We start from the raw sequence: 12,625 nt of genomic DNA, 5'->3' as shown, positions 1-12,625 counted from the left end.
TGCTTAATTCAAGAACAACTATTAATTTCCAATTATTAAAAAATGACTACACTACAAGCCATAATCCTTGCTATTATTGAAGGATTAACTGAGTTTTTACCTGTTTCTTCTACAGGACATATGATTATTGCTTCTTCTTTTTTTGGAATAGCTGGTGATGATTTCACCAAACTTTTTACGATCGTCATTCAATTAGGAACCATACTTTCGGTGATTGTTTTATACTTTAAACGTTTTTTTCAATCGCTTGATTTTTATTACAAGTTATTCGTAGCTTTTATTCCTGCAGTAATTTTCGGACTTTTATTAAGTGATTTTATAGATGATTTGTTAGAAAGTCCAATAACTGTAGCCGTTTCATTAATAATAGGAGGTTTTTTATTGCTAAAAGTAGACAAATGGTTCTCTAATGAAGAAGAGGAATCTGAAATTTCATACCTAACTGCTTTCAAAATTGGCTTATTCCAATGTTTAGCAATGATTCCAGGAGTTTCTAGAAGTGGTGCAAGTATCGTAGGAGGAATGTCTCAAAAATTATCCAGAAAAACAGCAGCCGAATTTTCGTTTTTCTTAGCAATTCCTACGATGTTAGGAGCAACCGTTAAAAAATCATACGATTATTACAAAGCAGGATTTGAACTTTCACAAGACCAAGTTAGTTTGTTAATTATTGGAAATGTCGTTGGATTTATTGTGGCACTAATTGCGATTAAAACATTCATAGATTTCTTGCAAAAACACGGTTTTAAATTATTTGGATATTATCGAATTGTAGCAGGAGTAGCGATTCTTCTAATTCACTTCTTCGTGCAAAAATTAACTATTATCTAATGACTGCAACCGAAATTTTAGAAGGAAAAGTACTTTTAGTAGACAAACCTTTAACTTGGAGTTCGTTTCAAGCGGTAAATAAATTGAAGTACACTTTAATGCGTAAATACGATTTACCCAAGAAATTCAAAATTGGACACGCAGGAACTTTAGATCCATTAGCAACCGGACTTTTAATAATTTGTACTGGAAAATTTACAAAAAGAATTACAGAAATTCAGGCACAAGCTAAAGAATACACAGGAACAATCACGGTGGGAGCCACTACTCCATCTTATGATTTAGAAACGGAAATTAATGCTACTTTTCCAACAGATCATATTACCGAAGCTTTAATTTTAGAAACCACCAAACAGTTTATTGGCGAAATCGATCAAAAACCACCTGTTTTCTCTGCCATAAAAAAGGATGGAAAACGTTTGTACGAACACGCTCGTGCGGGAGAAGAAATAGAAATTGAATTTCGAAAAACTACAATTCACGAATTTGAAATTACACGAATTGACTTGCCTCAAATTGATTTCAGAGTAAGTTGTAGTAAAGGAACTTATATTCGTTCCTTGGCTTATGATTTTGGAATGGCTTTACAATCGGGTGGTCATTTATCGGCACTTCGTCGTACTAAAATTGGAGATTATTGTGTGGAAGACGGAATTTCGCCGGAAGATTTCGAACAATAAATAAAACTTAAATCATTAAGGATTAGCTGTTTTTAAAGTAATTTTTCTTATTTTTACTATTCCAATCAAATTTAAAATCCAATGAAAACGGATCATAAAAAATCTAAAAACCTTGCAACTCCAGGCAAACCAATGTCTGAAGAGGATTTTGCTTGTTTAATAAAAGAAGCGGAAGAAGGTGAGTTCAGTTCCATTGAAGATTCATTTAAGCGTATGGAAGAATGGAGATTGAAAAGAAAGAAGTAATTGCCTCAAAAATATTTGAAGAACAAGATGTTCCATCAATTTATGAATATGGAGAAGTTACCTTTGGTATAAAACTAGCTGATATTTTTTACTTTGAAATCATTAATAGTGTTCGTTCTCTAGAAGCACATTACTTACTTCATCCCGAATGCCGGCATTTGGAAACTAAAACCAAGATGTATCACAATATTATTTTAGGATCTTACTTAATAATTTATCGTATCAAAGCCCATAAAATTGAAGTTTTAAGAGCTTTTCACGGAAGTCGTTCACCCAAATATATCAAAGCCATTAAAAAGATTACAGTATAAATAATGAAGTATATAATTTCTCTTATAACCTTGCTGATTTCTTTAGCAGGATTTTCACAAGAAACGATAAAACCTTTACCTTTTGGTGATTTTACTCAATTTGAACTTTCTGTTCCTCTACAAGGAAATAAAGATCGCGGCGAAGTTTATCCTGATGGAAGAACAAATGACAGTTGGTTTTTGCCTGATGGCGTGAATGCTAATTTCGGCTATGGTTATCATTATAAAAAATGGCTTGGATTATCCGCAAATAGTGGAATTGCAATGAAATTATCTGAAAAATTGATAATGGCACCCGTTTTTGCCAACTTAAGAATTATGCCGAAAATTGGAGAAGAAACTCGAATAGGAATCGACTTAGGTTTAGGCCAAACATTTGCTCTAGGAAGAGGTGATTTGTCAGGAACTTTCAAGCGAATCAAATTGAATTTAGAAGCCGATGAATTGCAACTTTTTATTGAAGTGGTTTCTTATGGCATTGATCTAAATAATAACAGCCAAGGAAGTGTAAGTCTTGGCATCGCATTAGTTACTTTTTAATATGAAAAAATTTATAATTCTCTTTTTAATTTCTTCTTTTAGCTTTGCCCAAAATGTAAAACTAAAAACTGGTGATATTTTATTTCAATCGATGAATTGCGGACCACTTTGTGAAGCCATTAATGAAGTTACAGAAGGTTACCAAGGTAAAGATTTTAGCCATTTAGGAATGATTTACATTCAAAATGATAGTATTTATGTAATTGAAGCCGGTGGTAAAGAAGTAAAAAAGACCCCTTACGAAACCTTTAAAACGTACACTTCAGAAGAAATGTTTGTGGGAAGATTAAAAAGTAAATACCAAAAATATATTCCGGAAGCGATTGCGTTTTCTTTGCAACAAATTGGCGTCCCTTATGACGATGAATATCTTTACGACAACGGAAAATACTATTGTTCCGAATTAATTTATGATGCATTTTTGCATTCGTACAAAAAACCATTATTTGACTTAGTTCCGATGACTTTCAAATCGCCAAAATCAAATGAATATTTCAAGGTTTGGGAAACTTATTACCAAAATCTAAAAATGGAAATCCCTGAAGGACAACTTGGTTGCAATCCTGGAGGGATTTCCACTTCTAATAAATTGAAAATTATTGGAACGTTACACTAATACCTGTTTGTGCAAAGCAATAATCTCATTTTGTATAGCTACACCTTTATCGTGTAAATACCATTTTTGCAATTCAATTTTAGCTGTTTCATCAACAACTCCGTGTGCTGCTTTGTAGTCTATAATCAATTGTTTTGCGCCGTTTGGTCTTGGACCCCAATCGGCTAAAACTTCTAAAGAATCCGCGTCCAAAATCAATAATTTCGGAATTGCTTTTCCGCCATTCGTCAAAAAATGTTGCATTAACGCATCATTATCATCGCGTAAAGCAATTTTTAAAGATACATTTTCCGTCACTTCGCTCATTTTGTAAATAACAGGAACAATTTGCGCCGCATCGCCACACCAACCTTCTGCTAAAACCAACCAAATGTATTTTTTATCTAATTTTTCTAAATCATTTTTTACGTCTTCGGTTACTGCAACGGTTTTTTCTAAACGATTCAATCTTGATTCATTTAATTTGGAATAATTCAACAAATCTTCAGATTGTTCGTGGCCTGTTGATTTACCTTCTGCAATAAAATCGGAAACCGTTTTTCTATATTCCGAGTAAGAAAAACTGTTTTGTAACGCTTGTTCTATTGTATTTTTCATTTTATTAACTTTAATGAACAAATTTAGTCTTAATTTTGAACTTTAAATGTAAGAAATGTTACAAATGAACACATCTTCAAAAACTATTGGAATTGTATTGTCGGGTGGCGGTTCAAAAGGAATCGCTCATGCGGGCGCTTTGCAGTTTTTAACAGAACAAAACATCAGTCCTTCTTGCATTGCAGGAACAAGTGCTGGTGCTGTTGTAGGCGGACTTTATGCTTTTGGTAAAAAACCACAAGAAATTTTAGAGTTTTTTAAATCCATTTACTTTTTTCATTGGAAACATTTTACCTTTAAAAAAGCCGGATTAATTGATTCTGATTCTTTTAAAAGTTATTTTTCAGCCATTTTAGGCGATGTTACTTTGGGCGAATTAAACACTCCCGCTTACATCACAGCGACCGATTTAGTAACTGGTAAATTGAAGGTTTTCACTCCTGAAACAAAATTAGTAGATGCTATTTTAGCATCTTCTTCTTTTCCAGGAATGCTGTCTCCTTATAAAATGGATAAGAAATTATATAGCGATGGTGGAATTTTAAATCATTTTCCAACAGATCTTTTGCAAGGAAAATGTGATTATTTGATTGGTGTTTATGTAAGTCCGCTTCAAAACATCGAAGCAAAAGACATTCAATCTATAAAATCAGTAACAAGTAGAGCTTTTGATTTACTCTATGCGAATCATAATTTTCAGAAATTCAACATGTGCGATTGGCTCATAGAACCTAAGCAATTGGTGAACTACAGCACATTTGAAACCAACAAATCAAAGATGGATTTAATTTTTGAAATTGGATATAATGAAGCAAAAAGCTCTTTTCAAAATTTGAATTATATTTCTTGAAAACAATTTTTTTTTCAAAAAAAGCAATTAACTATATTTGCACCACAAAACAATACAACAATCGAATTGGGCTTGCGAAAGTAAAACTCAATAAAACATAAATCAGAATGAAATATAAAAGAATTCTTCTTAAATTAAGCGGTGAAGCTTTAATGGGCGATCGACAATATGGAATTGACCCACAACGTTTAGCTGAATACGCTAATGAGATAAAACAAATTCATGATGCAGGCATAGAAATTGCTATTGTAATTGGCGGAGGAAATATCTTTAGAGGTGTTGCAGGAGCCAGCAATGGAATGGACAGAGTACAAGGTGATTATATGGGAATGCTTGCCACTGTAATTAACGGAATGGCTTTGCAAGGCGCTTTAGAGGAAGCAGGAATGCTTACGCGTTTACAAACTGCTTTAAAAATAGAGGCTATTGCTGAACCTTATATCAAAAGAAGAGCAACGCGTCACCTTGAAAAAGGAAGAATTGTAATTTTTGGAGCAGGAACGGGAAATCCCTATTTTACAACAGATACCGCTGCAGTTTTGAGAGGTGTTGAAATTGGTGCAGACGTAATTTTAAAAGGAACTCGTGTAGATGGTGTTTATACTTCCGACCCTGAAAAAAATGCAGATGCTGTTAAATTTGACTTCATTTCATTTGAAGATGTTTTAACAAAAGGATTAAATGTAATGGATACAACCGCTTTTACATTAAGTCAAGAAAACAAATTACCCATTATTATCTTTGACATGAATAAGGCCGGTAATTTATTAAAAGTGTGCAACGGAGAAACAATCGGAACAACGGTAACAATATAAAAGTACGAAGTAAAAAAACATAAAGATGACAGAAGAAATTAACTTTATTTTAGACAGTGCAAAAGAAGCTATGGTAGATTCTGTTGCCCATTTAGAGAAAGAATTTTTAAACATTAGAGCTGGAAAAGCGTCGCCTCAAATGTTAGGTGGTGTTTTTGTAGATTATTATGGTTCGCAAACTCCTCTATCACAAATCGCCAATATCAACGCGGCTGATGCCCGAACTTTAACTGTGACGCCTTGGGAGAAAAATATGTTGCATCCTATAGAAAAAGCGATTATGATTGCTAATTTAGGGTTAAACCCAATGAATAACGGAGATAATATTATCATCAATATTCCTGCTTTAACGGAAGAAAGAAGACGCGATTTAGTGAAACAAGCAAAATCAGAAGCGGAAGATGCAAAGATTGGAATTAGAAATCACAGAAAAGATGCTAATACCGATATTAAAAAAGAAGAAAAGGACGGAACTGCAGAAGATATTTGCAAAAAAGCAGAAGAAGATGTTCAGAAATTAACAGACTCATTCATCCGTAAAGTGGATGAAATATTAGTTGTTAAAGAAGCTGAAATAATGAAAGTATAAATTTAAGTCCCGATTAACCGTCGGGATTTTTATTTTAAATATCTTTGTAAATCACCAACGCATTCAAATGAAATATTTCGGGCTTTTTTTGTGTTTTATAATTTCAGCTACTTTTTTTGGACAAACCAAAATTAAAGGACAAGTTATCGATATTGACAATGCGGTTCCAATTGCATTTGCATCTGTTTCTTACAATAAAAATACTATAATTGCTGATTGGGAAGGTAAATTTTTAATAGAAGTTAAAGATACAAAACTACCAATAAAAATAAATTATAAAGGTTACTATGAAAAAGCCGTCTATGTATCGGATTCAAAAACCGTACTGATTATCAAATTAGTTACGGATTTAAATGACAAAAAAGCAGAGATATATTCTGAAATCAAGGTTAATAACATCATTAAAAAAGTAATTGAAAACAAAAAAAACAACGATCCAGAAAAAGCGTTAGCCAGTTTTCAATATAAAAATTATGAATACCTTCAAGTTACTGCCAATCCGGATAGTATTTCAAGTAAAATTGACACAATTTATAAAAAGCGCTTCCTCAGGAAACCAATTATGAAATTAGATTCTGTTAATTATAAATTTAAAAAAGTTGTAGAAAAACATCATTTGTATCAAACTGAAAAAGTAAATTTAATTCAACATTCAAATAATCAATACAAAGAAACCATTTTAGCCAGCAGAATGGCAGGATTTGAAACTCCAGTGTACGAATATTTAGGTTTAAAATTGGTTTCCTACTCCGCTTATGAAAACCCGTTTGAAATTCTTGAAATTCCCGTTCAAAATCCTATTTCAAATTACGGCCGAAAATTATATTCCTATAAATTAATTGATACGGTTTCTATTCAAGGACGAAAAGCGTTCAGAATTTATTTTCAACCTAAGAAATTAAATTCTAACAAATTAAGAGGTTTGCTTTATATAGACACGGAAACTTTTGCCATTGCAAAAGCCTATTATCGTATTTATGGTGTGGTAAACATCAATGCAACTTATACATTCAGTTACCGGAAAGACGAACAAATCTGGTTTCCAAAAAAGAGAGATTTTAAAGTTTTAAAAGGGAATAATTATGAAGATTTAAAAATCTTAGGCGGAACAATTAAATTCAGTTCATCATTAGATAATGTGGAAAGTAAAAACGCAACTGATCAAGCGTATTTGCATATTGAATCAACACCATTTGACATTGAAATCAATCAACCGATAGCAATTACAAAACCGAGAGTCAAAATCGAAGTTCCGGAAAGCAGTTTAAACAAACCCGATTCCTACTGGCGCGCCTTCACAAAGGACACAATCGATAAGCGAAAATTACAAACCTACACAACAATCGACAGTTTGTCATTGTCTGAAAAAATTGAGCATAAAGTATTCTTAGGACGAAAAATATTTAACGGTTATTTTCCGGTGAGTATTATTGATGTTGATCTGCGAAGCATCGTAAAATATAACAACTTTGAAGGATTTAGAGTTGGACTTGGCGGCATCACAAACGACAAATTATCAGAAAAATACCGAGTGGCTTTTTATGGAGCCTACGGTTTTAAAGACCGTGAAATAAAATTTGGGATAACGCCTTCCTATTTATTAAATAAACAAAGTGAAACTTGGATTGGAGCTTCCTATTCTGATGATATTTATGAAATTGCACAAACAAATTTCGTAACCGATTCAAGAAGATTTAAAATTTACGACCCAAGACCAATTAATATTTCTACTTTTTACAACAACAAATTGAGTTTGGCTTATCTCGAGAGCAAAATTTTAGCAAAAACGAACACTTATTTAGGCATTTCGCACAATCAAATTCAGCCTTTGTTTGATTATACGTTTGTGAACAATGGTAAATCTTATACCGATTACACAATTACAGCGGTGCAATTAGCTTTTCAATGGAATCCATTTAGCAATTACATGCAAACACCAATTGGTAAAATTGAATACGAAAAAAGACATCCAAAATTCTCACTTCAATTCACACAAACGCTTCCTAATTTAATTGGAAACGATTTTGTGTTTTCTAAAATAGACTTCAAAACCTATTATGAATTACCTTACTTATCAGGCCAAAAAAGTTCGGTTTTGTTACAAACAGGAATCGCTTTTGGCGATGTCCCAATTACTCATTTATACAGTATTGTCCCAAATAATTTAAATAGAGATGCTATTTTACAACGTATTACTTTTGCTGGTAAAAATAGTTTTGAGACGATGTATTTCAACGAGTTCTTCTCTAATAAATATGCTTCCCTTCAAATAAAACATACGTTCAACAAAATTAGATTAGGTTACAAAATTAATCCTGAAATTACAATTGTTACTAGAATGGCCATTGGATCCAACAATAAAGACAACCAGCATTTAGGAATTACTTATAAAACAATGGAAGACGGGTTTTTCGAAAGCGGCGTTGAATTTAATAAATTATTTAAAGGATTTGGATTGGTTACGTTCTTTAGATACGGCCCTAATCAACTTGCAAAAGTCGAAGACAATATTGCAATAAAAGTTTCTTACTTCTTAGATTTAGGCTTTTAAATTTATCTTAAAACTCTTGCTCAAAGTCAATAAATTAAGCATTTTTCCTTACCTTTGCACCCTAAATTTTGAGAGATGTTAAAGTGGTTAAACACCAGTTTTTGGGATTATATAGCAAGTAAAATTTTAAGAAACCGCGTTTTCTTATTAATTATGGTTTTGCTATTCACCATTTTTATGGCTTTTCAGTGGAAAAATATGCGCTTTACCTTTACTGAAGCCAATTTATTACCTGATGACCACGAAGTTAATATTCAATACAATTCTTTTTTAGATAAGTTTGGTGAAGAAGGAAATTTAATAGTGCTTGGTTTTAAAGATAAAAATTTCTTTACTGAAAAAAACATAAAAGCTTGGGAGAAATTTGTTGAAAATATTCGAAAAGATAAAGCGGTTGAATTAACGCTTTCAATTGAAGATCTAAAAATATTGAGCAAAGATACAATTGCTCAAAAATTCAAATTAGTTCCTTTTCTAAATAATGATAGCATTTCAGATGCTTATTTAAAGCAAAAGGAAGCTGAATTTTTTACCGATTTACCGTTTTATGAAGGAATGCTTTTTAACAAAGAAAGTGGTGCAATTCGTTTTGCCATTTATTTGGATAAGAAAATAGTAAACACAAAAGCTAGAAAAGAATTCATTGAGAAATATTTAAGTGCTGAGAAAATTAGTGCTTTCGAAAAGGAAACGAATTTAGATCTTCGTGTTTCGGGAATGCCTTATATTAGGACGCTTAATGCAAATAGTATCACTGAAGAAATTGGATTATTCGTGGGTGCCGCATTGGGAATTACATCCTTGCTCTTTTTCTTCTTTTTTAGAAGTGTAAGAGCTACTTTAATCTCAATGTCAGTTGTAATTATTGGTGTAATGTGGTCTTTTGGAACACTTGGCCTTTTAAATTATGAAATCACGGTTTTAACGGCAATTATTCCGCCTTTAATTATCGTAATTGGTATTCCCAATTGTATTTTCTTAATTAATAAATACCAAAGTGAAATTAGAAATCACGGAAACAAAGCCAAATCATTACAACGCGTAATATCAAAAGTAGGAAACTCTACTTTAATGACTAATTTAACTACGGCAGCAGGTTTTGGAACTTTTATTTTTACGGATAGTAAACTTTTGAAAGAATTCGGAGTTGTAGCTTCGTTAAACATCGTTTTCTTATTTTTCTTGTGCCTAATAATCATTCCGATTGCATATAGTTACTTGCCTTTACCAAAGGAAAAACACTTGGCACATTTAGGTAAAAACTATATGGCTTCGTTTTTAAATTGGATAGAAAATACGATTAGATACCGTAGAGTTACAATTTTTGCATTCGTAATTTCGTTGTTAGTACTTGGTGTAATTGGCATTAACAAAATAAAAGTTTCAGGAAGTATCATTGAAGATATGCCAAAGAAAGCTCCGTTTTTCAAGGATATTATTTTCTACGAACAAGAATTTGATGGTGTTATGCCTTTAGAAATTGTGGTAGATACAAAAAGACCGAAAGGTGCCTTAAAATCATCAACATTAAGCCGAATTGAAGAACTTCAGGAAACTATTGAGGAAATTCCTGAATTATCAAAACCCGTTTCTATCGTAAATGTGGTGAAATATTCAAAACAAGCTTTCTACAACGGAAATCCTGATTTTTACGAATTGCCAACCAAACAGGAAGAAGCTTTTATTTTATCGTACATCAAAAATTCGGTTCAAAAAGGAAATGAAAACATGCTAAAAACTTACGTGGACAGCACCGGAAGATATGCAAGAATCACCACTTTTATGCGCGATATTGGCACCGATAAAATGGAAAAAATCGAAGTGCGTTTACAAGATAAAATCAATCATATTTTCCCAAAAGAACGTTATGAAGTTACTTTAACCGGAAAAGCTTATGTTTTCGAAAAAGGAACGCATTATTTAATTGGCAATTTAGTACAATCGTTACTTTTTGCTATACTTTTAATTGCATTATTGATGGCTTATTTGTTCCGATCATTCAAAATGATAATCGTTTCGTTGATTCCAAACTTATTACCTTTAATAATGACCGCGGGTTTAATGGGCTATTTTGGAATTCCGATTAAACCATCAACCATATTAGTGTTTAGTATTGCCTTCGGAATTTCGGTAGATGATACAATTCACTTTTTAGCGAAATATCGTCAGGAATTAAAAGCGAATAATTGGAAAATAAAACGTGCAGTTTACAGCACTTTAAAAGAAGCCGGAATTAGTATGTTTTACACTTCGGTCGTATTGTTTTTTGGATTTTCAGTATTCACACTTTCAAGTTTTGGAGGAACGGTAGCTTTAGGAGGATTAGTTGCAACTACCCTTTTATTCGCAATGTTGTCCAACTTAATTTTATTGCCAGCTTTATTACTTGCCTTAGAAAAAACAATAGCGAACAAAGAAGAATTTATTGAACCTAAGATTGATATTTTAGCACAAGGTTCAGACGAGGAGAAATCAAACAAGAAATAGTATATTTGCATTATAAATTAATAATAAGAGATGAAGCACTCAAAAGTTATAGACCTTTTAAAAAGCACAAACACTTTACACGAAGTAACCGCTAAAGGTTGGGTTAGAACATTTAGAAACAATCAATTTATTGCATTGAATGATGGATCAACCATTAATAACATTCAATGTGTGGTAGATTTTGAAAACACACCGGATGAAATTTTAAAAAGAATTACAACAGGCGCAGCTATTTGTGTTACTGGTATGTTGTCTGAAAGCCGTGGTGCGGGTCAAAATGTTGAAATTCAAGTGACAAAAATCACTATTTTAGGAGATAGTGATCCTGAAAAATTCCCAATGCAGCCCAAGAAACACTCGTTAGAATTCTTACGTGAAAACGCTCATTTGCGAGTGCGTACAAATGCTTTTGGTGCAATTATGCGCGTTCGATCTACCTTAGCATTTGCTGTGCATCAATATTTTCAAGAAAAAGGATTCTTTTATGTAAACACCCCTGTTATAACGGGTGCTGACGCTGAAGGAGCTGGTGAAATGTTTCAAGTAACTTCATTGCCCTTAGACAATTTACCAAAAAATGAAGAAGGAAACATCGATTATAAAAAAGATTTTTTTGGAAAACATACAAATCTTACAGTTTCTGGTCAGCTAGAAGGAGAAACTTTTGCAATGGCTTTAGGTCAAATTTATACATTTGGTCCTACATTTCGCGCAGAAAATTCAAATACTTCACGTCATTTGGCAGAATTTTGGATGATTGAACCAGAAGTTGCTTTTAATGATTTGCATGACAATATGGATTTAGCGGAAGATTTTATTCAACATGTAATTAAATATACCGTTGCAAAATGTGGTGATGATTTGAAATTTCTTGAAGCAAGACTTTTAGAAGAAGAGAAAACGAAACCTCAAGCAGAACGAAGCGAACTTGCTTTATTAGATAAGTTAAATTTCGTTTTAGAAAACAATTTTAGACGTGTTTCTTATACGGAAGCGATCGATATTTTGAGAGATTCAACGCCAAACAAAAAGAAAAAATTCAATTATATTATTAATGAATGGGGTGCAGATTTACAAAGTGAACACGAACGCTATTTAGTTGAAAAACATTTTAAATGTCCAGTAATTGTATATGATTATCCTGCAAATATCAAATCATTTTATATGCGTTTGAACGAAGATCAAAAAACAGTTGCTGCAATGGATATTCTTTTTCCCGGAATTGGTGAAATCGTAGGAGGTTCACAAAGAGAAGAACGCTACGATGTTCTTTTAGAGAAAATGAAAGTAATAGGCATTGATGAAAAAGAATTATGGTGGTATTTAGATACCAGAAAATTCGGGTCTGCAGTGCACTCAGGGTTTGGTTTAGGTTTCGAAAGATTAGTTCTTTTCGTAACCGGAATGAGCAACATTAGAGATGTAATTCCATTTCCAAGAACACCACAAAACGCAGAGTTTTAAAAAAAAATATTTGTTTCAAGTTTCAGGTTTCAGGTTGTTTTAGTTAAG

General features: G+C 32.5%; 13 protein-coding genes. 12 read left to right on the top strand and 1 reads right to left on the bottom strand.

Going from position 1 to position 12,625, the window contains the following annotated elements:
• Window positions 1–42: 42 nt before the first annotated feature.
• From T1L09_RS13000 to T1L09_RS12975, 6 genes are all read left to right on the top strand, one after another.
• The gene (locus tag T1L09_RS13000; RefSeq protein ID WP_322551398.1) at window positions 43–831 is read left to right on the top strand and encodes an undecaprenyl-diphosphate phosphatase; all 789 of its coding nucleotides are present in this window, start codon (window positions 43–45) and stop codon (window positions 829–831) included.
• A complete protein-coding gene (gene truB / locus T1L09_RS12995) occupies window positions 831–1,511 on the top strand; it encodes a tRNA pseudouridine(55) synthase TruB (protein ID WP_322551397.1) in 681 nt (226 codons plus the stop codon). The genes T1L09_RS13000 and truB overlap by 1 nt, the downstream gene beginning before the upstream one ends.
• An 81-nt stretch (window positions 1,512–1,592) precedes the next feature.
• Window positions 1,593–1,757 (top strand): hypothetical protein, encoded by a 165-nt coding sequence (locus T1L09_RS12990; protein WP_322551396.1) that lies wholly within the window; start codon window positions 1,593–1,595, stop codon window positions 1,755–1,757.
• Window positions 1,733–2,068: a type II toxin-antitoxin system RelE/ParE family toxin gene (locus T1L09_RS12985; RefSeq protein WP_322551395.1), complete on the top strand. Its 336-nt coding sequence runs from the start codon at window positions 1,733–1,735 to the stop codon at window positions 2,066–2,068. Before T1L09_RS12990 ends, T1L09_RS12985 begins: the two co-directional genes overlap by 25 nt.
• A gap of 3 nt (window positions 2,069–2,071) precedes the next feature.
• The gene (locus T1L09_RS12980) at window positions 2,072–2,608 is read left to right on the top strand and encodes a hypothetical protein (RefSeq protein ID WP_322551394.1); all 537 of its coding nucleotides are present in this window, start codon (window positions 2,072–2,074) and stop codon (window positions 2,606–2,608) included.
• A gap of 1 nt (window position 2,609) precedes the next feature.
• Complete coding sequence (locus T1L09_RS12975; protein WP_322551393.1) at window positions 2,610–3,224, top strand: YiiX/YebB-like N1pC/P60 family cysteine hydrolase; 615 nt, start codon at window positions 2,610–2,612, stop codon at window positions 3,222–3,224.
• On the opposite strand, the gene T1L09_RS12970 is transcribed toward T1L09_RS12975, so the two are convergent.
• Window positions 3,216–3,821 (bottom strand): thioredoxin family protein, encoded by a 606-nt coding sequence (locus T1L09_RS12970; RefSeq protein ID WP_322551392.1) that lies wholly within the window; start codon window positions 3,819–3,821, stop codon window positions 3,216–3,218. The two genes, T1L09_RS12975 and T1L09_RS12970, sit on opposite strands and share 9 nt — an antisense overlap.
• 64 nt (window positions 3,822–3,885) lie before the next feature.
• Here T1L09_RS12970 and T1L09_RS12965 point away from each other — a divergent pair, with 64 nt between their 5' ends.
• From T1L09_RS12965 to asnS, 6 genes are all read left to right on the top strand, one after another.
• Window positions 3,886–4,671 (top strand): patatin-like phospholipase family protein, encoded by a 786-nt coding sequence (locus tag T1L09_RS12965; RefSeq protein WP_422718583.1) that lies wholly within the window; start codon window positions 3,886–3,888, stop codon window positions 4,669–4,671.
• 107 nt (window positions 4,672–4,778) lie between these two features.
• Complete coding sequence (gene pyrH / locus T1L09_RS12960; RefSeq protein WP_322551390.1) at window positions 4,779–5,486, top strand: UMP kinase; 708 nt, start codon at window positions 4,779–4,781, stop codon at window positions 5,484–5,486.
• 25 nt (window positions 5,487–5,511) lie between these two features.
• The gene (gene frr / locus T1L09_RS12955) at window positions 5,512–6,075 is read left to right on the top strand and encodes a ribosome recycling factor (protein WP_322551389.1); all 564 of its coding nucleotides are present in this window, start codon (window positions 5,512–5,514) and stop codon (window positions 6,073–6,075) included.
• Window positions 6,076–6,142: 67 nt separating this feature from the next.
• A complete protein-coding gene (locus tag T1L09_RS12950; protein ID WP_322551388.1) occupies window positions 6,143–8,626 on the top strand; it encodes a DUF5686 family protein in 2,484 nt (827 codons plus the stop codon).
• A gap of 75 nt (window positions 8,627–8,701) precedes the next feature.
• Window positions 8,702–11,113, top strand: a complete 2,412-nt coding sequence (locus T1L09_RS12945; RefSeq protein WP_322551387.1) for an efflux RND transporter permease subunit — start codon at window positions 8,702–8,704, stop codon at window positions 11,111–11,113.
• A gap of 30 nt (window positions 11,114–11,143) precedes the next feature.
• Window positions 11,144–12,577, top strand: a complete 1,434-nt coding sequence (gene asnS, locus T1L09_RS12940) for an asparagine--tRNA ligase (protein WP_322551386.1) — start codon at window positions 11,144–11,146, stop codon at window positions 12,575–12,577.
• Window positions 12,578–12,625 lie beyond the last annotated feature (48 nt).

This window comes from Flavobacterium psychraquaticum, assembly GCF_034497725.1.
In the GTDB taxonomy this organism is placed as follows: Bacteria; Bacteroidota; Bacteroidia; order Flavobacteriales; family Flavobacteriaceae; genus Flavobacterium; species Flavobacterium psychraquaticum.
Note: the sequence above shows the minus strand (reverse complement) of the source record. Positions and strands in the feature narration are given on the sequence as shown.